This window comes from Bradyrhizobium sp. 23 (assembly GCF_023073295.1).
GTDB classification, from domain to species: Bacteria; Pseudomonadota; Alphaproteobacteria; order Rhizobiales; family Xanthobacteraceae; genus Bradyrhizobium; species Bradyrhizobium canariense_D.
Genome location: NZ_JADPJF010000064.1, coordinates 299687 through 323586, shown reverse-complemented (window position 1 = coordinate 323586; position 23900 = coordinate 299687). Strand labels below are relative to the sequence as shown.

Here is a 23900-nt window from a genome sequence, read left to right as displayed (position 1 = left end):
GCGTTCAGTCCGGCCCGTGCGCCGTTCCTGACGTCGCTCGTGGCGGGCTCCCCGCCTCTCCTGGCGTCGCTCCATGCCGATCGTCTGCGCCGGCGCTTCTGTTCCTAACAGCACCGTGCCGGGTGCCGCCAATCCGAGTACAGCGGCCCATCCGGGCAATGAAAGAGCCCCGCGACGATCTAACCGTTCAAACCTTGACGTTTCACTCATGTCAGTTACTCCCGATCTTGAAGGACATTTGATTGGGCAATCCCTCGACGTGCACTCGTTGATAGTATCGATGGCAGGCGCCCCACGCCGAAGATGCGACGATCGGAGACGCTCACCAAACCTGGTTGCCAAACCAGCCGTACTGCGGCGGCCGCGCGACGAGGCGGATATTTTTTTCGATGTGCCTCCGCGCACTTTTGTTTTGACGCTGCGGCTTCACATCAGCTTTTGTCGACGGACGCGCCGGCGGTCGTTCGGCATCGGCTGCTCCTAGCTGAGCGAAGGCCTCGCGAGCGCGCCTCTGTGAGAGGTCGGCGCCCGGCAGGGCACCAGGCTCGACCTTGGCGATGTCGGTTGCGACGATCGTCGGCAGGCTAGTGTCGAGAACGACCCGCTCGGGCAATTTCCAATCGGAATGGATGCGGATGGTCGCGGAGCGCGCAGCTCCACCGTGGATGGCAGGCCGATCCTGCACCAGGGCGTCCACAACGAAGAGCATCGCGAGCAACGCACCGCCGACATAGACCAGATATCGCGAGATGGGCATTGTCGGCGCCATTGCCGCCGCAGACCTTCGTCTGGCAAGCAACGGGCCACGGCGGCAGGATTGGCGAAGAAATGCGACCTGCATGGGCATGGCTGCCTAAATCGAGCCGCCGTTGCTTCCGCCGCGGCGCGCCCCTGGTGAAGCACTTGCTGATGCATCGGTGGCGCTTCACTGGTAAGCGCACGCACGCTGCAGCAGGCTAATGTTCACCGCGTTCGAATGCGGCGTCGCTTGAGCCAGATCAACAAACTGAATTTTCGCAACACCGCCTGGCGTAGTATCGCGCGGCTTGGTCAGTGGCTGTGACATGCCCCTTGGTACAATGACCGGAAGGTCAATTGCAGAGACGTGGCACGCAACGCAGAGTTCTCACCGCGTACATCGAGCTTCTGGCAGGGAGGGACGATGATGAGTCAATTCGAGCTGAGTTCGCGCGCAGCACTTTGTCGGCAGCTCGCAAGCGAGGATGCGGCAAACCGCACCGTCTGGATGGCTGAGGCAAGAAGCTGGTCGCTTATGGCGGCAGAGGCGCTTCGTGATGAGCGCGGATCGGACGAGGGTGTCGTCGCCAGATTCTTCTTTGCGTTCAGCAAATTGGTCGCTGCGCAACAGGATCCTACGAACCGATCGGCAGAGCTGATGAAGAGCAGATCCCGAACCGCGATGCCGTCTCCGAGCTCGTCCCCGACTGCCTGAAGCATTCTGGCGAAAAGCACTCGCACAATTGCATACTTGGCTCCAGTGCAGAGAGAGCCGGCGCTGCCACCGTGACAGCGAGCTTTCCGATGGTGGGCCGCACTTGTCGGGCTGGAGTGCTATCCTCCAGATTCGCATTATTTGATCCGAACTGATCCTGCGAATTCGAAGGAGAAGCAGATTCGATTTGTTTGATTCCCTTGATCTAACGCAAATCGCCGCCCTGTTGTGGCGTTGGTGTTGTGGCGTTGAAGTTCATTTTTTGAGAACGTCCATGAAGATAAGCGCAAGGAAGATTGCCGTCGCCGCGCTCGTATGCGGCACGGCGCTGTTCATTGGCTTGACCGACCGAAGCGGGATCTCGCTGCGACTCGACAACGCCCAAGCGGCCGCCCGATTGTACGTCACTCCTTATTATCGCGGTCACTACTACACGAATGACGGTTTGCCCTGGTACGCGGTGCGAGCTTATTACTTCGGCGGGCCGTGGAGCTACGGCTATAGCGGCTGGCCGACTATGCGGCGCGCAACGGCACCGGATGCGTCCCAGGCTCGTTGGTGAAGGGCGGTGATGGCATCATGTATGTGTGCCAATAGAGCTGGATGATGGCGCGATGGGCGGCGCTCATTGAGCCGCCGCCTCTCGCGCCAATCTGCGCTCAGGAGATCGACGCCTAGGGGGAGGATACCATGACCTACGGTGGGCACCGCGTGTGTCCGCGTTCTGGTTAACGGCAGCTACGTCTGCCGCTAACATCTCTTGCTGGCAGTATGTACACCGCATCCTGCAGGATGAGTTCTTGCAGGATGTGCTGTTCAGGTCGAGCTTCAGATAGCTGGCGCATGGGCGGCGAGGACGCAAAATGCGATTGGCATTGGCGTGGTCATCGGCACGGTAGATTGGATGTTTCATCTCTACCGTCAAACGTGGTCCCCAGAAGACAGCTAAGCGACTTCAGCCTTTGAGCCCCGGTCAGTGCCGGGTTCATGAGACTGGCATCAAAATGATCGGTGAGTACATCTTGCAAGATGGCCGACGACTGGGGACGCGCCGGGTCGCAAGTATTGACACCGCTTTCGTCGATCAGCTCTTCGAAAGCTCTTCAAAGAAGCCAAGGGGAAGGCATGTTACCCGCTGCTAATGGCAGAGCTCGGTGCGATCAAGGAGCTGCGTCCGACAGGAGGTCTGATGTTGCGACGTGATGGGAGCAGTCTACCCTGGTTTGGCAAGGGCGAGACGCTGACTCAAGTCCAACGCATCACGAAGAAAATTATCTTGGCTGCAGGTTTACGGCCCGAGCTAACTTTTACCTCTTTCGGCCGCCACGGCGGCACGACCGAAGCAAGCACATCCGGGCTAACGGAAACGCAGCTAATGAAGAAGGGTCAGTGGTCGTCGACGGCAGCTATGGCGCACTATCTGCACGACGACGATCAGGCAAAGCAAGATGCGCAAATGAAACGCATCAAGCGCCGTGCAAAACAAGCGAAAGGAACGTTTGTCAGAATGAGAATGCGCGGCTTGTCAGAATGGAAAGGCCTTAACGCGCTAAGTTATTGAAATAATTGGAGCGGGTGAAGGGAATCGAACCCTCGTATTCAGCTTGGAAGGCTGCTGCTCTACCATTGAGCTACACCCGCGACAGGGGCTCCCTAACACGGCCGGGCGGCGGTCTCAACTGCCCAAGATCAACTGCCTAAGAGACGGCTTCCAGCGTCTGCCCGGCCCTACGAACAGCCGCTGGTTCCTCCCGACCCGCCTCCCCTTAACAACGCCGGAATTGCCGCCTATATTGAAATCTTCCGCAACCAACGAAAGGAGGTGATCCAGTGTCTTTTACCAAGCGCTGTCACCTCGCTGGGATCGCCCGCTAAGCCTTTAATAGAGGCTTGGCATCGGGGCGCTCTCAGCCCTGGACCAGCGAGCAAGAAATCGGGCGCGACGGGGGCCTTCCCCGCCGCGCCTTTTTCGTTGGCATCGCGCGCCGGCTGCTCAGGCGGGCGGCTCGCCGGCGAGGACCTCGCGGATCCTCAACGACAGGTCCGCCTTCCGGTACGGCTTCCTCAGCAGCGCAACGCCGGGACCGAGCTGACCCTCGTGGTCGAGGGCGTTGTCGGTATAGCCGGACGTATAGAGCACCCTCATCCCCGGGCGGAGGCGCCACACGGCCTCGGCCAATTCCTGCCCGTTCATGCCGCCGGGCATGATGATGTCGGTGAACAGCAGATCGAATTGGGCGCCCTGCTGCACCAGCGCAAGCGCGGTTGCGCCGTCGCCGGCTGCGAGGATGCGATAGCCGAGGCTGCCGAGCTGGGCGATGACATAGCCCTGCACCAGCGGATCGTCCTCGACGACGAGAATCGCCTCGTGCCCGCGTGCCGCCGCGGGCGCCTGGAGCGAGCCGGTCCTGGCCTGCGCTCCGCCCGCAGATCGCGGCAGAAACAGCCGAATCACGGTGCCGCGGCCTTCCTCACTCTCGATCGCAACGCTGCCGCCGCTCTGCTTGGCGAAGCCGTAGACCATGCTGAGGCCGAGCCCGGTGCCGCGACCGACCCCTTTGGTGGTAAAGAACGGCTCGAACACGCGGTCGCGGATGTCGGCGGGGATGCCATGGCCCGTGTCGGCCACCGCAACCATGATGAAGGCGCCGCGCGTGGCATCGCCGTCACCAGCACCATCCGCGCCATCGAATTCGCGGTTCGCGGTCTCGAGCGTCAGCGTGCCGCCGCCAGGCATCGCATCCCGCGCATTGACGGCGAGATTGATGATCGCCGACGACAGCTGCGACGGATCGGCCATCGCCGGCCAGGCGTCGTCCGCGAGGCGGGTCACGATCTCGATGTTTCCGCCCAGGATCGGCTTCAACAGCTTCGCCGTCTCGAGCACGAGGCCGTTGACGTCGATCTCGCGCGGCTCCAGCGGCTGCCTACGCGCAAAGGTCAAGAGCTGCGAGGTGATCTCCGCGCCTCGCGCCGCCGCATCGTCAATGAGCTGGGCGATCGCGGCGAGGTCGGGCTTGTCCGCCAGCCCCTCCCGGATGATCTCGATGGTGCCGGTGATGACAGTGAGCACGTTGTTGAAGTCATGCGCGACGCCACCGGTGAGCTGACCGATCGCATCCATCTTCTGCGACTGGCGAAGCCGCTCCTCCGTCTCGTGCTGCTCGGTCAGATCAGTAGCCGAACCGCGATACCCCATGAAGCGTCCATCGGCGCTGAACACCGGCTGGCCGTTAACGCTGAAATGGTGCGCGCGGCCAGCCGCATCGCGGCCGCGATACTCGAACTTCCGGAACGGCTCGTGGCGATCCAGCGTGGCCCAGTGACTGCGCCATTTCTGCGGCTCGGCATCGTGGTCGAAGGCGGCGTCTGAACGGCGCCTGCCGATCAGCGCCTTGGGGTCCATGCCGAAAGCACCGGCCCGATCTGAAATATAGGTGAACACGTGATCCGGACCGGTCTCCCAGAACCAGTCGGATGCGGTCTCGGCATAGTCACGGAAGCGCTGTTCGCTCGCGCGGGCGTTCTCCTCGGCATGCCGCCGGATCTTCAGGTCGCGCTCGAGATTCCCATTGGCCGCGCGCAGCTCGCCATAGGCATGTTCGAGGTTGGCGCACATGGCGTTGAAAGCAACGACCACCTTGTCCAGCTCGTCGGCCTCGTCAGGCGGCCGGCGCTCCAGGCGCAGCGGCGGCGGCGGCCGGCCGAGGCTGTACTTGCCGACGTACTCGGCGATCGCGACGAGATGCCGGGTCACCAGCAGATGAAACATGTAGATGATGAACAACGAGACGAGGAACGTCTTTGCCGCCTGGCTTGCCAGAATGACGAGGGCCCTGTTCAACAATTGCTGATAGACGTCGGTCAGCGTCGCCTCGACCCGGAGCGTGCCGATGGCACGCGAGGTCCCCTGCACCATCGTGCTCAGCGGAAACTCCCGGGTCATGATCGAACGAGTGTTTCGCTCGCCGACTTCCACGCGGATCGGATTGGGCCGATCGGCGATCTCGCGGACCTCCGCCGCACGGATGTCGGGCAGCCGCAGAATGCCATCGAGCTGGAGCTTGAGCTGGTTCTGGTCGAGATTCCACAGGCTCTCTCCGAGGCTGCCCGTAGTGCTGCGGCCGATCTCGTCGAGCCGCGTCTCAATCAGTCCGACCTCACGATTGTAATCCAGATAGAGCTGGAGCGCGGTCAGGGTCAGCGTCACGACCGATGAGAACAGCAGCACGGCGGCAAGCAGCCGAGGCCCGACGCCGCTGCGCGACCAGTTGAAGATCCGCGACAGGAGCGCCGCGAACATCGGAGGCGCGAACGGGGCGCCGATGCCGGTCAAATCCTGCTTCGAAGCCGCCGGCGCAATGGCGCGGCCACGCTTGATATCATCGTCACCTGCGTCGCCCATGCACCATGTCCTCGAAAATGGCGGCACCTGCTCAGCTTACCGATCGCAGCCGCGAGCAGGTGAACGGTTGAGGCGCTGCCTCAGCACGCGATACACGTGGCGATCTTGTCGGCCGATGATCCTGTTGGCCCTTGGGCGGCTTGAGCTCGACGGGGTCATATCTTGCGCCCAGCAGCAGGCTTCCCAGGCAAACTACCACCTCGCGTGCTAGAATGACATCGGTGAAAGTCCGGAGCCGCCATACAGCGGGAACGCGCTCTCAACGTTGCGGACCGGCGCAGCCGCCATCTCCGGTAGATCGCGGCACCGGAATCCGATGGTAGCAGGGCACGCCCAAGAGGCATGGCCAGGGAGATGCGTCATGAGGCGGATAGTCGTGGTCTGCCTGTTGCTGCTCGCGGCAGGCCCGTCGCAGGCGCAAGAGGTCATCAGGCTGGCGCGCATCGCCGATATCCCCGATCAATATGTCGGCGGCGAGATGCTCCGCGCGGTCTATGCCCGGCTGAACATCAAGCTCGAATTCGAGGATGTGCCCGGCAAGCGCGCGCTCGCGCTGTCGAGCACCGGCGAGGTCGACGGCGAGGTCCAGCGGATCGGAACGCTCTCTCGCGACTATCCGACGCTGATCCAGGTGACACCTGCGATCAATTACATCGAGCCTACTGTCTTCACCACGAAACTGCAGTTCGACGTCGCCGGCTGGAATTCAATTAGGGACTACAGCATCGGCATCGTACGCGGCGTCGGCTCGTCGGAAGCCGGTACGCGCGGCATGACCCGGGTCACGGCGACGACAAGCCTCGACAACATGGTCAAGATGCTCGACGCCGACCGCATCGACGTGATGGTCACCGACCTCTTCAGCGGGTTGGCTGCGGTGAGGAAGCTCAATCTCCAGGCCAGGATCCATCCGCTCTCACCACCCCTCGAGCGCATCAGCATCTACCACCATCTGCATGAACGGCATCGCGATCTCGTGCCGAAGGTCGGAAGGATGATCGAGCAGATGGAGGCGAGCGGCGAAATCGCCCGGTTGCGGGAAACCCTGATCAAGCAGGTGCTGAGCGGGATGTGACACGCGGTCAGGTCGTGCGAGTCCGCTCCCGCACCGCAACCGCCGCGATCAACAGCCCGACGCACCAGGCCATGGCCGCCCGCGGCGGCTCGCTGCCGAGAAGCACGGTGAAGATGCCCGCCAGCAGGCTTGGCGCCATCGCCTTGCCGGACCTGCTCGCGAGCGAGAGCAGGAACGGCATCGCGGCGATCGATATCTGCACGACGTTCATGGTCGCAGGCTGTTTCGCAAGCATTGGGCTTAGAAGCCGCAAACGTTCATTGCGCGCGGGCGCTTGCCGCGCCGGCTTTCAACGATGCGCTCGCCGCCGCTCTCGGCCGAGCTGTCGTAATAGCGATGGTGGCCGCTCTGGTCGTGCAGATCCGCAAGCTCCGACTTTCCCGTCCGACGCGCGTCGCAGATGATCTTGATGGTCGACATGGCCGCCTCCGAAGTGCTCTTGGTGGCAATCAGTCGCGCCGATTTCGCGCGGCGTTCACACCTTTCGGCCGCAATCGGGTTTCGGGAAGGTTTCGTCGCCGCACCCGCGACGCAATATTTTCCGCAGCCCCATTGTCGGCTGCGACGGTGGTGATACGTCCTTTGGACGCGCGCAGCGAAAATCAACGAGGTGACGATGCTTTACGCCATCCTGGCCTATCACGTGGAAGACGAGATCTTGTCCTGGACGCCCGAGAAGGACGCCGCGGTCGTGGCAAAGGTCATCGAGGTTCAGGCTCCCCTCCGGGCAAGCGGGCATTTTGGCCCGGCCGCCCGCCTGGATGAGACCCGAAAGGCCCGCACCTTGCGCGGCCCCGGCGCGGGGGTCGTGCTGGACGGCCCATTTGCCGAGACCAAGGAGCAGCTTCTGGGCTTCCACCTCGCCGAGTACGACACGGAAGAGGAGGCGATCGCGGCGGCGCGAACGCTGCGCCAGGTCAATCCCTCAGCGGTCTACGAAATCCGCCCGGTCAAGCTTTACGTGCCGGCCGACGGGTTCGGCGCGACGCCCTCCGGCGAATGAACGGCAGGCCTAATTGTCCGTCCCGGTGGGCCCGACATAGAAGCGCTGGATCAGCAGCCCGCCGAAGGCGATGAACCACACGAACGGCGCGACTTGCGGCGCGAACGCCGCAACGACCGTGCCCGGGATGAACACCAGCAGCGGAAACAACGAGGCCATGATCTCCTGGCGCCAGCCGCCCAAGATCCTCCACCACAGCCAGGCATTGAGGCCGGCGATTGCAGTCAGGTGCAGGCCGTAGAGCACGGCGACCGCACTGCTCGTGGCGTAGTTGGTGTAGAGGCCGTTGGTCACCGGCAGCAGCACGATCGACAGCAGGAAGAACAAATTGAGGATCACCGCGCCGCGGCTGCCGACGGGCTGGCGCGCCAGCCGCCGGTGATGGCTGATCCAGAACACGCCGGCGATGATGAAGCTGAGCGCAAGACCCGCGAGCTTGCCGGAATAGACCCGGGCGAGATCGTTCCAGTCCGGCGCGCTGGTGAAGACCGCGGCCCTAGGCAGATCGTAGGCGAGCAGCGTCATGGCGACGCCAAAGATGGTGTTGCTGAGCGATTCCAGCCGTCGCATCTCGAACTGGTCGGATTTGAGCTCGGTCATGCCGGGTGGCGCTTTTCGGAATGGAACCTTGGGCCGTCTTGTCCCTAGGTCTTAACATCGGTCCCGTCCAGACGCATTGCGATTCGCAGCGGGATCGCCGACTCTGGCTGTTTCACCGGGGCGATTCGTGGCGACATATCTGGACACGCTCAATGCGGAGCAACGCCGCGCCGTGGAGCATGGCGTGGCCGATGGTGCGACCGTGGGCGCGCCGCTGCTCGTCATCGCCGGTGCGGGCTCCGGCAAGACCAACACGCTGGCCCACCGCGTGGCGCATCTGATCGTCGCGGGCAGCGATCCGCGCCGCATCCTCCTCATGACGTTTTCCCGCCGCGCCGCGGCCGAGATGGCCGGCCGGGTCGAGCGCATCGCCCGAAAAGTGCTCGGCGAGAACAATGCCGCGATCATGCGCGACGCGCTCAGCTGGGCCGGCACGTTCCACGGCATTGGCGCACGGTTGCTGCGCGAATATGCCGAGCGGATCGGCGTCGATCCTGCCTTCACCATCCACGACCGCGAGGATTCCGCCGACCTGATGAATCTGGTCCGGCACGAGCGCGGATTGTCGAAGACGGAGAGCCGCTTTCCCGCCAAAGGCACCTGCCTGTCGATCTACTCGCGCTGCGTCAATGCCGAGATGGAGATTGAGAAGGTGTTGGGGGCGCACTATCCCTGGTGCGCAGGCTGGGCGGCCGAGCTGAAGGGCCTGTTCGCGGCCTATGTCGAGGCCAAGCAGGCCCAGCACGTGCTGGATTACGACGACCTGCTGCTCTACTGGTCGCAGATGATGAGCGATGCGCTGATCGCGGAAGAAATCGGCGGCCGCTTCGATCACGTCTTGGTCGACGAATATCAGGACACCAACCGCCTGCAATCCTCGGTCCTGCTGGCGCTGAAGCCGGACGGACGCGGCCTCACCGTCGTCGGTGACGACGCGCAGTCGATCTATTCGTTCCGCGCCGCCACGGTCCGCAACATTCTGGATTTTCCGCAGAGCTTCTCGCCCCGCGCCGAGATGATCACGCTCGACCGCAATTACCGCTCGACGCAACCCGTGCTGGCGGCGGCGAACGGCGTCATCGGTCTGGCGCGCGAGCGCTTCACAAAAAACCTCTGGACCGACCGCAGCTCCGCGCAAAAGCCGCAGCTCGTCACCGTGCACGATGAGACCGACCAGGCCCGTTACATCGTCGAGGAAGTGCTGGCCAACCGCGAGCAAGGCGCGCTCCTGAAGCACCAGGCAGTGCTGTTCCGGACCTCCTCGCATTCGGGCCCGCTGGAGATCGAGCTGACCCGCCGCAACATCCCGTTCGTCAAGTTCGGCGGGCTGAAATTTCTCGATGCCGCGCATGTCAAGGACGTGCTGGCGCTGCTGCGCTTCACCGAAAATCCGCGCGACCGCGTCGCGGGATTTCGCATCCTGCATCTGTTGCCGGGCATCGGACCTGCGACCGCGCAGCGTGTGCTCGATCAGATGGCGGAAAGCTCCGATCCGCTCGCCGCGCTCGGCCAGCTCCCGGTGCCGCCGCGCACCGGCGCGGACTGGACCGACTTCGTCCGCACCATCGAAAATCTGCGCTATTCGGAATGGCCGGCCGATCTCGAACGCGTGCGGCTCTGGTACGAACCGCATCTCGATCGCCTCCACGAGGATTCGGAGACGCGCCGCGCCGACCTGATGCAGCTCGAGCAGATCGCGAGTGGCTATGCCTCGCGCGAGAAATTCCTGACCGAGCTCACGCTCGACCCGCCGGATGCGGCCAGCGACAAATCCGGGCCGCCCTTGCGCGACGAGGACTATCTGATCCTCTCCACCATCCACTCCGCCAAGGGCCAGGAGTGGAAATCGGTATTCGTGCTCAATGTCGTCGACGGCTGCATGCCGTCGGATCTCGGCGCCGGCACCAGCGCCGAGCTCGAGGAGGAACGCCGCCTGCTCTATGTCGCGATGACGCGCGCCAAGGACGACCTGCACCTCGTGGTGCCGCAGCGCTTCTTCACCCACGGCCAGCAAGCCAAGGGCGACCGCCACGTCTACGCCTCGCGCACCCGCTTCATCCCGGAGCCGCTGGTCTATCTGTTCGAGCGCACCGCTTGGCCGAAGGCTGGGGCAAGCGCGGCCCGCACGGCGGCGCAGGGGCCGAAGGTCGACATCGGGGCGCGGATGCGCGGAATGTGGCGGTAAGACACAAGAGGCTGGTGTCGAGACCTGTCAGCATAACTGGACAACAGAGGTCCGACATGAAAGCCGTCGTCGTCGAGCAATACGCGCCGATCGATCAAATCGCCCTGAAGGACGTTCCGTCTCCACACATCGGACCCGGACAGCTGCGTGTCCGGGTAGAGGCTGCAGGAATCGGATTTGTGGACGGTTTGAAGATGGAGGGGCGCTATCAGACCAAGGATCCCCTGCCCTTCATTCCCGGAACCGAATTCGCAGGCATCGTGGACGAAGCCCCCGGCGCACCGGGCGGCTATCAACCCGGGATGCGCGTAATGGGGATGACGCGCTCGGGCGCGCTTGCCGAAGAGATCGTCGTCACCCCCGAAGCGCTCTATCCCCTGCCGGACAGCGTCGCGGCGGAGGTCGCCGCTTCGTTTCGTGCCAATTACCTGACCGCCCTCTATGCGCTGAGTGCGCGAGCGTCGCTCGGCGCAGGCGAACAGCTTCTGGTGCTGGGCGCAGCGGGCGGCACGGGAATCGCGGCCGTCCAGATTGGCAGGCTGCTCGGCGCCCGTGTGATCGCAGCGGCATCGACACCAGACAAGCGCGAGTTCGCGCGACAGCACGGCGCCGATGCCGTGGTTGACTACACGCAGACCAACTGGCGCGACACGCTGAAGGAATTGACCTCAGGACGCGGCGCAGACGTGATCTTCGACCCTGTCGGCGGCGAGATCTCGGTGCAGGCCTTTCGCTCCATCGCCTGGCGCGGCCGTCATCTCGTGGTCGGTTTTGCCGCCGGCGCGATCCCTGCATTGCCATTCAACCTGCCACTGCTGAAGGGCGGCGCCCTGCTCGGCGTCGACCTCGCGCAGCTTCCAATCCGCGAGCCCGAGGTGCAGAAGCGCCTGATGTCGGAGCTGACGGCCTGGTTGGTCGAGGGCCAGCTGAAGCCTGTGGTCGGTCGCATCTTCGCGCTGGATGACTTCCGGGAAGCGTTCAGGACGATGCAGACGCGCGGGGCGCTTGGCAAGATGGTCGTGCGCATCTCGAAATAGGATTAGTTGCGCGCCCCCAGCCGGTCGAACTGGACCTTGCCTGCCTTCATCACCATCGGGATGTGCTCGCCCTGGCCGAGTAGGCAGGCCACGTCGCGCAGCGGATTGCCATCGACCACGAGCAGGTCCGCAATGGCTTCGGGCATGATGCGGCCGAGCTTGCCGTCCATGCCGAGCACCTCGGCGCCGACCAATGTCGCGCTGGCGATGACGGCGCGGGGACCGAGAATCTCGGCACGGATGCGGAACTCGTCGCTCTGCAGACGCTGCGACGGTCCGAGCAGGTCGCTGCCGAACCCCATCTTCACGCCGGCGTCGCGGTAGATCGTGAGCGAACGCAGGCCCGCGTCGCGGACATCGGCGATCTTGGCAACGCTTTCGGGCGGCAGGCCATATTGGGCACCCTCGTTAGCCAGCGCCTCGTAGGTGACGAGCGTCGGCACCACATAGGCGCCCTTCTCGGCCATCAGCTGCGCGGTCGGAGCATCGACCAAATTGCCGTGCTCGATGGTGCGCACGCCGCAGCGCACCGCGCGTTCGATCGCGGCAGCGGTGTAGGCGTGGGCGAGCACATAGGTCTGACGCCCGCGCGCCTCTTCGACGATGGCGCGGATCTCGTCCTCGGAGTAGCCGAAGGCGCCGACCGGATCGGTCGGTGAAGCAACGCCGCCGGAGGCCATGATCTTGATCTGGTCGGCGCCCATCTGCAGTTCCTCGCGCGCCGCCCTGCGCACGCCGTCGACACCATCGGCAACGCGCGCCAGCGCGCCGACACGCACGCAGCAGGGGCACGGTGCGTCGCTGGCAAGATAATCCGAGCGGGCCCGCATGTCGCCGTGCCCGCCGGTCTGGCTGAGCGCACGACCCGAGACGAACAGCCGCGGACCGTCGGTGAGACCGGTCTCGATCGCCTGCTTCAGCGCATGGCCGGCGCCGCCGGCGTCGCGCACGGTGGTGAAGCCCCGCCGCAGCATGCCGCGCAGCAGCAGCGTTGAGCGCAGCGTCACCAGCACGTTCGGCATGTGCACCTGCTGCGCCAGATTGAGCTCGACGGCGATCGCATGCACATGCAGGTCGATCAGGCCGGGCATCAGCGTCTTGCCCTTCAGATCGACGGTGCGGTCGGTTTCCACTTGGAGCGGCCGATCGGAGACCTCCTTGATCAGACCGTCCTCGACCAGCACGTGATGTCCCTCCAGGAGGTCCGGCTGAAGCGGATCGAGCAGAGCGGCGTTCTTGAAGAGCACACGGGACATGACGACTTCCTGTCTTATCAGGACTGGATGAGCAGCGCGGGCAAGGCGAACTGGGCGAATGGGAGACACGCAGCGACATCGTCCTTGCCGTACCAGCCTGCCTCATGGAGCAGATTGAGCGAGCCGAGCGTGCGCCCGCGCCAGCGCACGGGCATGTTGAGCACGCTTTCGCAGCCGAGCGAAGCGATCAGCTCGTGATCGGAAAACACCCCGCGCAGATCGTCCCGGGTGCGGCCGATATAGGCCTCGCCGCGGTCGAGCACAGCCTTGGTCCACGGCCCCGGCGCCAGGCGTTTGCGCCCGCCCGCGGGGTAAGCTCCGGGGAGATTGGAATACACCCGCGCTGCTTCCCTCGTGTCGGCGTCATAGGTCAGGATCGTGAACAGCTTGTGCCCGATCGCCGACTTCAGGGCGTCGTCCAGCGCCGAGTACAGGGCATCCGGCTGATCCGCCCTGCCCTGCGCGGCCGCCACCGCGCAGAGCAGCGGATCGGATCGGTGTTTCGTCTCCCTCATGCGACTTCGCCTGCCGCGATCTCTTCCAGCGAACGGCCGCGTGTCGGCACGCCCATCAGCACCACGGTGAGCGCGCCTAACAGCAGCACGCTCCTGGTGAGGCCGAACACGCCGGCGAAGCCGAAATTGGGATAGAGATAGCCGACCAGGATCGGCGAGACGATCGCACCGATGCGGCCGATCGCGGAGGCGAGCCCGGCGCCGGTGGTTCTGACGGCCGTCGGAAATACCTCGGCGGTATAGGCATAGACCCCCGCATAGGTGCCGTTCATGAAGAAGGACAGCAAGATTCCGGCGACCATGATGTGCTGATCGCTCTGCGCGAATGCAAGTCCAAGCGCGCTGGCGCCGCCGAGCACCATGTAGGAGGCAATCGTCGCCTGCCGGCCGATGCGCTCGTTGAAGTACGCAGCGCTGAAATAGCCGGGAATTTGCGCGCAATAGATCGCGATCGAATAGGCGAAGCTCTTGGTGATGCTCATGCCGTTCTGGACCAGAAGGCCGGGGATCCGGACGAAGAAGGAATAGTAGCTGAACGTGATCGTAAGCCACATGATCCAGGTCATAATGGTGATGCGCGCCTGGCGGCCGGCGAGGAGCGCGGCGAAATTGGCAAGCAGCGTCCCACCAGTCACGGCAGGCGCCGTGATTTCGACGACCGGTTGCGGCAGGACATGGCCTTGGCTCGCAAATCCGGCCTCGATCCTGTCCAGCACGGCTGCGGCTTCCTTCTCCCGGCCCCGGCTTTCCAGCCAGCGCGGCGATTCCGGCAGCGCCCTGCGCCACCACAGCAGCATGACGACCGGCACCGCGGTGATCACCAGAACGATGCGCCAGCCGTTCTCAGAGGCGGGCACGATGAAATAGCCCAGCAAGGCCGCCGCGACGAAACCGAAGGAGAAGAATCCGGCCAGCGCGCCGGTAAAGCTGCCGCGGTAACGCCGTGCGACGAATTCCGCCAGATAGGGCGCAATGATCGCGCTCTCCGCGCCGGTGCCCATGCCCGCGACGACGCGGGCGGCGAAGAAGGACGACCAGTCGTTCACCGCAGCGCTGACGATGGATGCGACGCAATAGAGTGCCAGCGCCGACATCATCACCGCGCGACGGCCGATCAGGTCACCCAGCGTGCCCGCCAGCAGCGCGCCGAACAGGAAGCCGATATAGGTGCTGCTGCCGAGCACGCCGATCTGCACGCTCGACAGATTCCAGGTCGTGCGCAGCACCGGCAGGATGAACGCCAGCACGGCTGCGTCCATCGCGTCGAACATGTAGCCGAGCCCGCCCATCAGCAGTAGATGCTTGTGGAAGCGTGCGAATGGAAGGCGCTCGATCCGCGCCGAGATCATCGACATGAAAGTCCCCCTCTGTCTGGCGGCCCGGCACTCCGCTCGTTCCCAGGGGAACCATAGACAAGGAGATATTATCGTCATAATTTATAATCATGATCTAGTACATCACTGGGATGAATGTTCTGTCGTTTCGCTCGCTCGACCTCAACCTGCTGAAAGTGTTCGAGGCCCTGATGACCGAGGGCAGCGTCACGCGCGCCGCCAACGCGCTTCTGATGACGCAGCCGGCGGTCAGCAATGCGCTCGCACGCCTGCGGGACGCGCTCGGCGATCCCCTGTTCGTCAGGTCCGGCACCGGCATCCGTCCGACCCAGCGCGCCGTGGTGCTGTGGGAGCCGATCGGCGAAGCGCTCGAAACCGTCCGCGGCGCGCTCGACGAGCAGGTGTTCGATGCGCACCGTGCTCAGACCGAGTTCAGCCTGTCGATGTCGGATTACGTCGCCTCGCTGGTGATGCCGAACCTGCTGAACCATTTCGGCAAGGTCGCGCCCAAGGCGCGAATCCACACCGTTCCCAACACCATTTTGGAGATCGCCGACCAGCTCGAGGACAATCGCGTTGATTGCGTCCTCAGCGTCTATGTCAACGAGGCGCAGCAGCCGGCCGCCATCCGCTCGCGCTCGCTGTGGACCGTCGACTACGCCTGCTTCATGCGGCGCAGCCATCCGCTCGCGGCGATGAAGCGGCTGAGCACGCGCAGTTTCCTCAACGCGGGGCATGTCGATGTGAGCCTCGCCGGCAAGACCTTGCCGTCCTACGACCTCTTCCTCGCCTCGCGCGGGCTGTCGCGCAACGTGGTCGCGACCGTCAATCACTATAGCGCCGCCTACGAAATCGTGCGCCAGTCCGACCTGATCGCCGTGCTGCCGAGCGATCTGCGCTCGCAATCCCGGCACGCGCCGTTCCTGCACGCCATGCCGCTTCCGCTCAAGGCGCCGCCGCGCATCGTCAGGCTGTTCTGGCACCAGCGCAACGACACCGTACCGGCGCAGCGCTGGCTGCGCGACACGCTGGTCGAGATGTTCGCCAGGTCGGACTGAGGCGCGGGCGGCGGGCGCCCCGACACCACGAAAAAGGGAAACAATGGGTTTCTCGAAGCAGCATTGCGCGCCAGTCCCTGCTGCTTAGCTCCAACCAAAGCAATCCCCTCCCCCAGTGACAGGCGCGCAAGCCGCGCCCGCAGAGACCTCATCAATGACCGCACCGCTCGAATTCGGACTGGACACTTTTGGCGACGTCACCAGGGACGCCTCCGGCGCGATGCTTCCGCACGCACAGGAGATCCGCAACGTCGTCGACGAGGCGGTGCTCGCCGACGAGCTCGGCCTCGACTTCATCGGCCTCGGCGAGCATCACCGCGCCGACTTCGCGATCTCCTCCCCTGAGACCGTGCTGGCCGCCATCACGTCGCGGACCAGGCGGATCCATCTCGGCTCGGCCGTGACGGTGCTGAGCTCGGACGATCCAATCCGCGTCTTCCAGCGCTTTGCCACGCTGGACGCGCTCTCGAACGGACGTGCGGAGGTGATCCTCGGCCGCGGCTCGTTCACCGAGTCCTTTCCACTGTTCGGTTTCGACCTGCGGGCTTACGAGGCGCTGTTCGAGGAGAAGCTCGATCTGTTCGCGGCACTGCTGTCGCAGAAGCCGGTGACCTGGGAAGGTAAGCTGCGTCCGCCGCTGAACGGGCAGCTGGTCTATCCCCCGGTCGAGAACGGCACGCTCAAGACCTGGATCGGCGTCGGCGGCAGTCCGCAATCGGTGGTGCGCGCGGCGCATTACGACTTGCCCTTGATGCTCGCGATCATCGGCGGCGATCCCGCGCGCTTCGCGCCCTTCGTCGAGCTCTATCATCGCGCGTTCAGGGAGTTCGGCCGCCCGGCACAGCCGATCGGCGTGCACTCGCCAGGCTATGTCGCCGAGACCGACGAACAGGCGCGCGAGGAGCTGTGGCCCGACTACAAGGCGATGCGCGACCGCATCGGCAAGGAACGCGGCTGGCCACCGATGGGCCGCGACGAGTTCGTGAACGAGGCCGAGCACGGCTCGCTCTATGTCGGCTCGCCGGAGACGGTCGCGCGCAAGATCGCCAAGACGGCAAAGGCGCTCGGCATTTCGCGGTTTCAGCTGAAGTATTCGGCGGGCCCGCTGCCGCATGGCAAGCTGATGAAGAGCATCGAGCTCTATGGGCGGAAGGTAGTGCCGATGGTGCGGGAGATGATGGGGTGAGGCGATCGGATCCGCTTCAGTCCGTCTTCGCCCTACGGGCTTCGCCGGACACCACGCTCCGTTCTTCAGGCATCACTTGGCAGCGCCACGCGCAGCCCGAAGGGCGAAGCGTGGTGGGGGAGGCAGGACTCGAACCTGCGAAGCCATAAGGCGGCTGATTTACAGTCAGCTCCCTTTGCCACTCGGGACACTCCCCCGCTCGACGGCAGCACAATCGGGCCGGACCTTGCCGGCGACCGAAGACGGCCATGGAACGTGAAGGCCGCGACAGCCCGGATGGGGGCGCGACCGGGCGCGGTTATCGGCGAAGCGGTGGGGTAAAGTCAACCGAGGCGAACAGCTAAAATCGCCCCCGACACCACCCAAATTGCCATATTCCGGGACCCGTGACACAAGCGAGCCCATGAAGGATCGAAAATTCAACCCGAGGGGCCCCCGCGGCGGGTCTAAGCCCTTCAACAGGCCCGGAAAATCGGCCGGTCGTCCGGCCCGTCGCGATCGCGATTCGGACACCGACGGGCCTGTCATCCTCTATGGCTGGCACACCGTCTCCATGGCGCTCGCCAACCCCCAGCGGCAAATCCGCAAGCTGACGCTGACCGAGAACGCCGCAAGGCGTCTGGCGGACGAGAACATCGCGATCCCGGTCGCGCCCGAGATCGTCCGGCCCCAGGAGATCGACCGGCTGCTGTCGCCCGACGCCGTGCACCAGGGCCTGCTCGCCGAGGCCGATCCCCTGCCCTCGCCCGACATCGAGGATTTGGAGCAGGACGGCATGGTGCTGGTGCTCGACCAGATCACCGATCCGCACAATGTCGGCGCCATCCTGCGCTCGGCGGCCGCCTTTGCGGTGAAGGCGATCGTCACCACCGCGCGTCACAGTCCGGAAGCGACCGGCGTGCTGGCCAAGGCCGCCTCCGGCGCGCTGGAGCTGGTCCCGATGGTGACGGTGCAAAACCTCGCCCGCGCACTGACCACGATGAACGAGCTCGGCTTCCAGACTGTCGGGCTGGACAGTGAAGGCAGCGCGGATCTCTCCGAGGTCACCCTGCGCGAGCCGCTCGCGCTGGTTCTGGGCGCGGAAGGCAAGGGCCTGCGGCAATTGACACGCGAGACCTGCAGCGTCGTGGCGCGGCTCGACATGCCCGGAGAGATCAAGAGTCTCAACGTCTCGAATGCCGCCGTGCTCTCGCTCTATGTCGGCGCGAGCCGGCTCGGGCTGATGAAGCGGTAACAAAACAAAACGCCCGTCCGCATCGCGGACGGGCGTCTCGTTGGCTCAACCGATCAAGCGATCAGTAATAGCGGCGCAGCACACGGTGGCCGCCATAATACGGCGCATGGCGCGGGGCGTAGCCGTAGCGCGGACCGTAGCCGTAATGCGTGCGCGGCAGATAGCCGGCGCGCGGGCCGTAGCCGTAGCGATACGGACGGTAATACGGGCGGCGGTAGGGATAGGCGGCCGGCGCTTCGACCGCGGCAGCGCGATAGCCATAGCCGTGCCCATAGCCGTAGCCACGGCCGTAGCCGTAATTGGCGGGCGCAACCACCGCGTCCTCACGGTAGGTCGGATACGGCGCGAAGGCGCCCGGGCCGGTGTAGGTCGGGCCCTGGTTGACGTGATAATATTGCGTGGTGGGCTCGGCGAGACGCTCATAGGCGCCGTAGCCGTAGCTGTAGCCGGCCCCATAACCGCCGCAGCCGGTGTTACAGCCGGAATAGACCGGCGCGACCGGCTGGCACGGATCGAAGCCGCAGGCCGCAGCGGGCGCGGTGGCGGCGAACATCACGGCAGCCGCCGCGACCAGTCCCGAAATCATCTGACGCATTACTCCCTCCTGTTGATTTCCGTTTTTTGGATTTTGTCGTTTCTTAACCCGGCGGCTTGCCGGGCATCTCTGCACGCGGCCGCGGCCGAGGACGCCGCGGCTGGTCGTTGAACTCAGGCGCGAGAATCACCGGCGGCGGATTGACGGGCACGTCCATCTGCGGCGGCAGCGGCGCCGATTGGGCGCCCCAGCTCTGGTGATAGCTATCGGGCGGCTTGGGCAATTTGCGGTTCGCGGGCGGTTCGACCTCGAGCCGGCCATAGCCGGGCCGCAGGCCCAGCGTCGGATAGTAATGGCCGACGTCGGTGGGCTGGCGCTCGGCGACATAGCGGCCGCCATAAATCGTGGGCTGCACCTGGACGTTCTTCCCCAGGCCCCAGGTCCCCTCGATCACGGCATAGGACGCGTCGATGTTGTTGATGATGATGGGCACGCCGGGGCGACCGGGAACGACGATATCGAAGCCGCCGCCGGCAAACGCCGTCGCGGGCAGTCCGATCAGAAAGGCAGCGAGCGCCACAGCGCGCATGAGGGGACCCCATTTATTCGGCGACAACCTACCCGATAGCGACGCAGAGAGGGTTAAGGCCCTCTCACCAATTGCCGGTAAGCCTAATGTGTAAGGATTGCGCGCCGCTCAAATGCGCCAAAGCGAACTAGCGAAGCATTAACGCCGCCGGATCCTGCAGTCCGGAACCATGGCCCGTGCTCACTTCCGTTTGACTGTCGCCGACGAAAATCCGGCGGTTTCAGCGGAACGTCCGGCGTCTTCGGCGTTTAGCCCGCGTCAACAAAACGGGAGCCAAACAATCATGAACGTCAAACTTCTCGGAGCCACGGCGATTGCGGCGACCCTGGTGGCAGGCTCTGCCATGGCGCAGGCCGTGATCACCAATCCTGGCCGCTGCGCGGCGCAATTCCCCAACGCCAACTGCCAGAACGTCGGACCGGGAAATCCGTACACCGATAGCGGCTATCGGCATCGTCGCGTGTCCTATCGCCAGACCACCAACGGTGACTGGAATAACGACTGGAACAGGAGCCGCACCGGCTTCTGGCCGACCGACGTCGCCGCCGGCGCGGTCGGAGCAGCCGCTGGCGTGGCCGGCGCAGCCATCGGGACTGCGGGTGCAATCGCAACTGCCCCGTTCCGTGCCACGAACGACGCCTACGCCTACGACAACAGTTGGGATAACCGCGGCTGGGACAATCGGGGGTGGGACACCCGCACCTACGCCCAGCGCAACGGCTTCGTCTGCACGCCCGGCACCTGGTTCAAGGGCGAAGACGGCCGCCGCCACATCTGCCAGTAAGGCGGTTTGAACCGAACGCGACAGATCGGGCGGCCCTCGGGCCGCCTGATTCATGTCTGCATCGGGGATCCCGGGTTCTGGCACTTTCCGGTCAAGTCTGGTATTGCGGCGCGCACGGGCGGACAGCCCCGGCATAGGCCGGGCCTGCCCCGCTTCTCCAGGCGTCGCCGGCTTAGCTCAGCGGTAGAGCAGCGGTTTTGTAAACCGAAGGTCGGGGGTTCAATCCCCTCAGCCGGCACCACCGATTTAGCCGACACTGCGGCCTTTATAGATCGGGGCACTCCTCCGTCTGACGACCGCGAGAACCGATTTCCAAGGCAATCACGTCAGAGCTTTCCGGGCGACCGTTACACTCAACTCGAGCAGCGGGTGCTTCTCGTTCCTGACTATAATGAGGACCTGCGCCCCCTTTGCCGACGCAACGTCTCTGGCAATCGAGGTCGCCATTGCGATCGCCTCTTTTTCGGCGGCTTCCGGGCCGGGCAAATCCACCCCATCCTCGTCGACCGCAGCGAAAAAGTCGTCCTTGATATCGAAGTAGAACTTCATGGCTCAGAGCGACGGATTGAGATGAAGGTAAAGCACGTCGAAGTCTGCTATTTCGCGCAACCTGGCTTCATCAAGGATCGATATTCTTCCCCGCTCCAGGTCCAACACGCGCTGAGCACGTAGCTGCTGAACGACCCGATTCATGTGGACCACACTCGTGCCGACGGCGTCGGCGAGGAGTGCCTGAGAGGCCGGAAAGTCGAAGGACAGGCCGTCCGCTCGACCGATCGCCTTCAATCTGGTGTAAAGCTCAAGCACGAGATGCGCCACGCGGCTTGTGGCTTCGCGTTGACCAACGTTGCAAATCCACTCCCGGAAGATCGCGGCGTCGGTCAGTGTATCGCGCCAAAGCGCTTCGGCCACGTTAGGCCGCTTTCTTATCAGTGAGCGCACCGCTGCATGCGGAATGAAGCCGAGAACGCTATCGCCAAGCGCGCTGACGTCATGGTCCATCACATGTAGAAAGAGACCCTGCAGATCGGGAATGTCGCCGGGTTGGTGAAAGGCCATGATTTGGCGGTGGCCATTGCCGACGATCTTTGATCTCAGGATAAAGCCATCAACGACAAGGCAGCACGCCGAAGGTCGATCTCCGAGAGAAACGACCGGCTGACCGCCAGCCATCCGTTTCACCGTGATTGGCAAATGACGGATAGCGGCCTCGTCCTCTTCATCAATTTCGGTGCTGACCCGCAACCGCCTTAAGAAAGGTTCGAAAATTTCCGCGTTATTCATCGTTAGCTCCGGTCGGCAAACGAATTTTTGTGACGTTCGTTCCAATCCGGACGGCTAGCTATTGTCTCACGCGAAGCAGAGGGACCGCCGCAAATTCCAACCCTCGGCGGAACCCACGGGAACGGCGTCAATTCATCTTGCCGCGAAGCCTTGGAGCGAAATTTGACGCGCAACGCTCACTTCGAATGCTTCGGTGCGCTGCTTTGCTGGAAGTGCTCAGCGCCTGATATCTCCACCCAGGCATGTTTCGACTGTTCGAAAACCGAGCGGTTGGGCGCCGGGTAGTTCGGAACCGCGATCGCGCCCACGGCAACGCCGATCATCGCAGGCAGATTGTCCGCCTTCCAATAGACCGTCGAACCGCACTCGGGGCAAAAATAGCTGCGGACCGTGCCGCCGCTTGCGGCTGTCCGGACGTACTCCTTCGACGTCCCTGAGATCGTGACGCCCTCCGCCGGATAGAACGCACCGACCCCGAACGGCGCGCCGGTTCGACGCTGGCAGTCAATGCAGTGGCAGGCGACGACGAGGCTGGAAGGTCCTGGAAGCGACAGCGCGAGAGCGCCGCACCTGCATTGGGCATCGATCATCGAAGCTCCTTCCTCCTCAATTGGCTGACAGGTTCTGTCGCTCGGCTGGAGCGCAGAGCAATCCAGGACGGACCCTCACTCCTTCGCAACCTCGAACGCCAGCAGTGCGTTGCCGGCGACGCCGCCCCACTGGCCGTAGCCGGAATTGGTGTAGAGCATTCCGCCGGCGATGATCGGCCCGGGGCCGTCGATCGCGCCGCCATGACCAGGGGCGCCGTTCACCGCCGTATAGTCTCGCGCCGTGTCGTATTCCCACAACAGCTTTCCGTCGGCTGTCGCGTAGGCGCGCAGAAAGCCGCTGACGCCGCCGGAAAACACGACGCCGGGGATCAGGCTCACGGCAGCCGACAGCGCAGGGCTGCATTGGAGGCGATCGCCACAGGCGACAGGAGATACTTCCATCGCAATTTTCCCACTGGCGAGGTCGAGGCCGAACAGGCCGCCGCCTTGGGTGGCATCGAGCCGCCGCGTACCATCGCGCAGGAACCGCACGTCTGAGTTCGCGACATAGATGCGATCCTGGTCGGCGGCCGAGCCCCACTCGCTGCCGCCGAGCGCACCGCCCTTCCCGATCCGCGTCTGCCACAGGATCTTGCCGCCATCATCAGGATCGAGCGCGTGCACGACGCCGGACTTCTGCGCGATGGCAAGAACGCGCCTGCCGTCACGCAAGGTCACGAGGATCGGCGACTGGCCAAAATCGTGGTCGGGCCCGTGATCTTCAGGACAATTGGTCTTGTCCGCGCCGAAGCACGCGACGATGAAGGCGTCGCTCGGGGTCGCCTGCTGCTTCCAGAGCAGCTTACCTGTCGCAAGCTCGAAGGCGAGGACCGCATCGGCGGTTGCGGCGGGTGGATTCGAATAGGAATTGCTGGTCGCGACGTAGACGGCGTTGCGTTTCGGATCAATCGTCGGTGCCGACCACACCGCCGCGCCGGACGGGCCGAACAGCTGCGTGCCTCTCGCATTCTTGCCGGTCGGATGCGGCACCTCGGGGATCGTGTAGGCCTGCCACACCGGCTTGCCGGTCACTGCCTCGAGCGCGACCACGCTGCCGCGGAAGGTACAGCATTCGTAACTGGCCTGCGAACCGGCGGCCTCCTCCAGCGAGGAGACCGGGATATAGAGCACGCCGGAATGCAGCGTCGGCGCGCCAGTGATGCGCGCTGCCGGATGCTCCTCGACCTTCGTCTTCCAGATCAGCGCGCCAGTCAGTGCGTTCACCGCATAGGCATTGGCGCGCAGGTCACCGAAGAAGATCGCGAACTGATCGGTGCCGGGAAGCGGCCCGAAGCTGATCGCCGCGCGCACCGCGGCATCGGTCGGCAGCGTCCACCTCGTGCAGCCGCTTCGCGCGTCGAGCGCGTGCACCTTGCGGTCAGTGCCGCCGATAAACAGCAGACCGCCCACGATGGTCGGCGGCGCAAACGACACCGAGGCGCCGGGAAAGGCATAAGCCCATTTCAACCGCAGGCGCGGCACCTCTTCCGCGGTGAGGCCGGCCATTTCGGCCGACTGGAAGCGGCTGTTGGCAACGTCGACGCCCCAGCCATTCCAGCGCGGACCATCGAGCGCTTGCGGAAAGAAATTGACCTGCTGCGTGCAGCGTCCCTCCGCATCGACTGCATTGTCGCCCACCGCGGCCTTGCCGGTGACAAAGGCGGCAATCGCGCGCCGTTCCGAGTCGCTGCGGTCCTTCGCCATTGCCGCCATGCTTCCAGAAGTCAGCGTTCCCAGCACATGATCGAACGACATCGCCTGCATGGCGCCGCGGCCT

The 23900-nt window shown here is 64.3% G+C and carries 24 protein-coding genes and 3 tRNA genes; 11 read left to right on the top strand and 16 right to left on the bottom strand.

Features of this window, described 5'->3' with window-relative positions:
* Positions 1-322: 322 nt before the first annotated feature.
* Positions 323-757 (bottom strand): hypothetical protein, encoded by a 435-nt coding sequence (locus IVB32_RS16740; protein WP_247371725.1) that lies wholly within the window; start codon positions 755-757, stop codon positions 323-325.
* A 970-nt stretch (positions 758-1727) separates the two neighbouring features.
* On the opposite strand from IVB32_RS16740, the gene IVB32_RS16735 reads away from it, so the two are divergent.
* On the top strand, positions 1728-2015 hold the full coding sequence (locus IVB32_RS16735; protein ID WP_247362256.1) for a hypothetical protein: 288 nt from the start codon (positions 1728-1730) through the stop codon (positions 2013-2015).
* A 627-nt stretch (positions 2016-2642) separates the two neighbouring features.
* Entirely contained in the window at positions 2643-3014 is a 372-nt protein-coding gene (locus tag IVB32_RS16730; RefSeq protein WP_247362254.1) for a hypothetical protein, read from the top strand.
* 6 nt (positions 3015-3020) lie between these two features.
* Here IVB32_RS16730 and IVB32_RS16725 read toward each other — a convergent pair.
* Positions 3021-3094 (bottom strand) — tRNA-Gly (locus tag IVB32_RS16725).
* 352 nt (positions 3095-3446) lie between these two features.
* Positions 3447-5858: an ATP-binding protein gene (locus IVB32_RS16720; RefSeq protein WP_247362252.1), complete on the bottom strand. Its 2412-nt coding sequence runs from the start codon at positions 5856-5858 to the stop codon at positions 3447-3449.
* Between the two features lie 361 nt (positions 5859-6219).
* On the opposite strand from IVB32_RS16720, the gene IVB32_RS16715 reads away from it, so the two are divergent.
* Positions 6220-6933, top strand: a complete 714-nt coding sequence (locus IVB32_RS16715) for a transporter substrate-binding domain-containing protein (protein ID WP_026233506.1) — start codon at positions 6220-6222, stop codon at positions 6931-6933.
* Positions 6934-6940: 7 nt separating this feature from the next.
* On the opposite strand, the gene IVB32_RS16710 is transcribed toward IVB32_RS16715, so the two are convergent.
* Both IVB32_RS16710 and IVB32_RS16705 read right to left on the bottom strand, forming a co-directional pair.
* Complete coding sequence (locus IVB32_RS16710) at positions 6941-7144, bottom strand: hypothetical protein (RefSeq protein ID WP_026233505.1); 204 nt, start codon at positions 7142-7144, stop codon at positions 6941-6943.
* A 29-nt stretch (positions 7145-7173) separates the two neighbouring features.
* Positions 7174-7353: a hypothetical protein gene (locus IVB32_RS16705; protein ID WP_247362250.1), complete on the bottom strand. Its 180-nt coding sequence runs from the start codon at positions 7351-7353 to the stop codon at positions 7174-7176.
* A 196-nt stretch (positions 7354-7549) separates the two neighbouring features.
* Here IVB32_RS16705 and IVB32_RS16700 point away from each other — a divergent pair, with 196 nt between their 5' ends.
* Positions 7550-7936 carry a YciI family protein gene (locus IVB32_RS16700; protein WP_247362247.1) on the top strand — a complete coding sequence of 129 codons (387 nt, stop codon included), beginning with the start codon at positions 7550-7552 and terminating at the stop codon, positions 7934-7936.
* A gap of 9 nt (positions 7937-7945) precedes the next feature.
* On the opposite strand, the gene IVB32_RS16695 is transcribed toward IVB32_RS16700, so the two are convergent.
* Positions 7946-8536: a TMEM175 family protein gene (locus IVB32_RS16695; protein ID WP_247299708.1), complete on the bottom strand. Its 591-nt coding sequence runs from the start codon at positions 8534-8536 to the stop codon at positions 7946-7948.
* Between the two features lie 127 nt (positions 8537-8663).
* Between IVB32_RS16695 and IVB32_RS16690 the strand changes: the two genes are divergently transcribed.
* Complete coding sequence (locus IVB32_RS16690; RefSeq protein WP_247371718.1) at positions 8664-10721, top strand: ATP-dependent helicase; 2058 nt, start codon at positions 8664-8666, stop codon at positions 10719-10721.
* A 56-nt stretch (positions 10722-10777) separates the two neighbouring features.
* On the top strand, positions 10778-11758 hold the full coding sequence (locus IVB32_RS16685; RefSeq protein WP_247371715.1) for an NADPH:quinone oxidoreductase family protein: 981 nt from the start codon (positions 10778-10780) through the stop codon (positions 11756-11758).
* Positions 11759-11760: 2 nt separating this feature from the next.
* Here IVB32_RS16685 and IVB32_RS16680 read toward each other — a convergent pair whose 3' ends face one another.
* Genes IVB32_RS16680 through IVB32_RS16670 form a run of 3 tightly spaced genes read right to left on the bottom strand, consistent with a single transcriptional unit; the run spans position 11761 to position 14884 of the window.
* Positions 11761-13014: an amidohydrolase family protein gene (locus IVB32_RS16680; protein WP_247371713.1), complete on the bottom strand. Its 1254-nt coding sequence runs from the start codon at positions 13012-13014 to the stop codon at positions 11761-11763.
* A 17-nt stretch (positions 13015-13031) separates the two neighbouring features.
* Positions 13032-13529: a GAF domain-containing protein gene (locus IVB32_RS16675; protein ID WP_247371710.1), complete on the bottom strand. Its 498-nt coding sequence runs from the start codon at positions 13527-13529 to the stop codon at positions 13032-13034.
* A complete protein-coding gene (locus IVB32_RS16670) occupies positions 13526-14884 on the bottom strand; it encodes an MFS transporter (protein ID WP_247371707.1) in 1359 nt (452 codons plus the stop codon). The genes IVB32_RS16675 and IVB32_RS16670 overlap by 4 nt, the downstream gene beginning before the upstream one ends.
* Before the next feature lie 110 nt (positions 14885-14994).
* Between IVB32_RS16670 and IVB32_RS16665 the strand changes: the two genes are divergently transcribed.
* Complete coding sequence (locus IVB32_RS16665) at positions 14995-15921, top strand: LysR family transcriptional regulator (protein ID WP_247371705.1); 927 nt, start codon at positions 14995-14997, stop codon at positions 15919-15921.
* A gap of 154 nt (positions 15922-16075) precedes the next feature.
* The gene (locus tag IVB32_RS16660; protein WP_247410763.1) at positions 16076-17107 is read left to right on the top strand and encodes an LLM class flavin-dependent oxidoreductase; all 1032 of its coding nucleotides are present in this window, start codon (positions 16076-16078) and stop codon (positions 17105-17107) included.
* Positions 17108-17218: 111 nt separating this feature from the next.
* On the opposite strand, the gene IVB32_RS16655 is transcribed toward IVB32_RS16660, so the two are convergent.
* Positions 17219-17304 (bottom strand) — tRNA-Tyr (locus IVB32_RS16655).
* Between the two features lie 206 nt (positions 17305-17510).
* Here IVB32_RS16655 and rlmB point away from each other — a divergent pair.
* Complete coding sequence (rlmB, locus tag IVB32_RS16650; RefSeq protein WP_247371702.1) at positions 17511-18341, top strand: 23S rRNA (guanosine(2251)-2'-O)-methyltransferase RlmB; 831 nt, start codon at positions 17511-17513, stop codon at positions 18339-18341.
* Between the two features lie 61 nt (positions 18342-18402).
* On the opposite strand, the gene IVB32_RS16645 is transcribed toward rlmB, so the two are convergent.
* Positions 18403-18936 (bottom strand): hypothetical protein, encoded by a 534-nt coding sequence (locus IVB32_RS16645; RefSeq protein ID WP_247335727.1) that lies wholly within the window; start codon positions 18934-18936, stop codon positions 18403-18405.
* Between the two features lie 43 nt (positions 18937-18979).
* Complete coding sequence (locus tag IVB32_RS16640; protein ID WP_018458105.1) at positions 18980-19465, bottom strand: hypothetical protein; 486 nt, start codon at positions 19463-19465, stop codon at positions 18980-18982.
* Between the two features lie 283 nt (positions 19466-19748).
* On the opposite strand from IVB32_RS16640, the gene IVB32_RS16635 reads away from it, so the two are divergent.
* Entirely contained in the window at positions 19749-20249 is a 501-nt protein-coding gene (locus IVB32_RS16635) for a hypothetical protein (RefSeq protein WP_247335724.1), read from the top strand.
* Positions 20250-20415: 166 nt separating this feature from the next.
* Positions 20416-20490 (top strand) — tRNA-Thr (locus IVB32_RS16630).
* A gap of 80 nt (positions 20491-20570) precedes the next feature.
* Here the strand turns inward: IVB32_RS16630 and IVB32_RS16625 are convergent.
* The 4 genes from IVB32_RS16625 to IVB32_RS16610 all read right to left on the bottom strand — a co-directional run.
* Positions 20571-20798: a hypothetical protein gene (locus IVB32_RS16625; protein WP_018455400.1), complete on the bottom strand. Its 228-nt coding sequence runs from the start codon at positions 20796-20798 to the stop codon at positions 20571-20573.
* A gap of 3 nt (positions 20799-20801) precedes the next feature.
* A complete protein-coding gene (locus IVB32_RS16620) occupies positions 20802-21533 on the bottom strand; it encodes a Crp/Fnr family transcriptional regulator (protein ID WP_247335721.1) in 732 nt (243 codons plus the stop codon).
* 176 nt (positions 21534-21709) lie between these two features.
* Positions 21710-22123 (bottom strand): GFA family protein, encoded by a 414-nt coding sequence (locus IVB32_RS16615; protein ID WP_247335710.1) that lies wholly within the window; start codon positions 22121-22123, stop codon positions 21710-21712.
* A gap of 75 nt (positions 22124-22198) precedes the next feature.
* Positions 22199-23900 (bottom strand): PQQ-binding-like beta-propeller repeat protein (locus IVB32_RS16610; RefSeq protein ID WP_247410761.1); only part of this gene is annotated, 1702 nt, incomplete at its 5' end.

Coding starts and splice junctions, on each gene's coding strand:
- IVB32_RS16715 (WP_026233506.1), top strand. CDS start 6,220: ATGAGGCGGATAGTCGTGGTCTGCCTGTTGCTGCTCGCGGCAGGCCCG.
- IVB32_RS16620 (WP_247335721.1), bottom strand. CDS start 21,533: ATGAATAACGCGGAAATTTTCGAACCTTTCTTAAGGCGGTTGCGGGTC.
- rlmB (WP_247371702.1), top strand. CDS start 17,511: ATGAAGGATCGAAAATTCAACCCGAGGGGCCCCCGCGGCGGGTCTAAG.
- IVB32_RS16695 (WP_247299708.1), bottom strand. CDS start 8,536: ATGACCGAGCTCAAATCCGACCAGTTCGAGATGCGACGGCTGGAATCG.
- IVB32_RS16680 (WP_247371713.1), bottom strand. CDS start 13,014: ATGTCCCGTGTGCTCTTCAAGAACGCCGCTCTGCTCGATCCGCTTCAG.
- IVB32_RS16670 (WP_247371707.1), bottom strand. CDS start 14,884: ATGTCGATGATCTCGGCGCGGATCGAGCGCCTTCCATTCGCACGCTTC.
- IVB32_RS16705 (WP_247362250.1), bottom strand. CDS start 7,353: ATGTCGACCATCAAGATCATCTGCGACGCGCGTCGGACGGGAAAGTCG.
- IVB32_RS16660 (WP_247410763.1), top strand. CDS start 16,076: ATGACCGCACCGCTCGAATTCGGACTGGACACTTTTGGCGACGTCACC.
- IVB32_RS16645 (WP_247335727.1), bottom strand. CDS start 18,936: ATGCGTCAGATGATTTCGGGACTGGTCGCGGCGGCTGCCGTGATGTTC.
- IVB32_RS16625 (WP_018455400.1), bottom strand. CDS start 20,798: ATGAAGTTCTACTTCGATATCAAGGACGACTTTTTCGCTGCGGTCGAC.
- IVB32_RS16635 (WP_247335724.1), top strand. CDS start 19,749: ATGAACGTCAAACTTCTCGGAGCCACGGCGATTGCGGCGACCCTGGTG.
- IVB32_RS16665 (WP_247371705.1), top strand. CDS start 14,995: ATGAATGTTCTGTCGTTTCGCTCGCTCGACCTCAACCTGCTGAAAGTG.
- IVB32_RS16640 (WP_018458105.1), bottom strand. CDS start 19,465: ATGCGCGCTGTGGCGCTCGCTGCCTTTCTGATCGGACTGCCCGCGACG.
- IVB32_RS16720 (WP_247362252.1), bottom strand. CDS start 5,858: ATGGGCGACGCAGGTGACGATGATATCAAGCGTGGCCGCGCCATTGCG.
- IVB32_RS16615 (WP_247335710.1), bottom strand. CDS start 22,123: ATGATCGATGCCCAATGCAGGTGCGGCGCTCTCGCGCTGTCGCTTCCA.
- IVB32_RS16685 (WP_247371715.1), top strand. CDS start 10,778: ATGAAAGCCGTCGTCGTCGAGCAATACGCGCCGATCGATCAAATCGCC.
- IVB32_RS16675 (WP_247371710.1), bottom strand. CDS start 13,529: ATGAGGGAGACGAAACACCGATCCGATCCGCTGCTCTGCGCGGTGGCG.
- IVB32_RS16730 (WP_247362254.1), top strand. CDS start 2,643: ATGTTGCGACGTGATGGGAGCAGTCTACCCTGGTTTGGCAAGGGCGAG.
- IVB32_RS16710 (WP_026233505.1), bottom strand. CDS start 7,144: ATGAACGTCGTGCAGATATCGATCGCCGCGATGCCGTTCCTGCTCTCG.
- IVB32_RS16740 (WP_247371725.1), bottom strand. CDS start 757: ATGCCCATCTCGCGATATCTGGTCTATGTCGGCGGTGCGTTGCTCGCG.
- IVB32_RS16735 (WP_247362256.1), top strand. CDS start 1,728: ATGAAGATAAGCGCAAGGAAGATTGCCGTCGCCGCGCTCGTATGCGGC.
- IVB32_RS16700 (WP_247362247.1), top strand. CDS start 7,550: ATGCTTTACGCCATCCTGGCCTATCACGTGGAAGACGAGATCTTGTCC.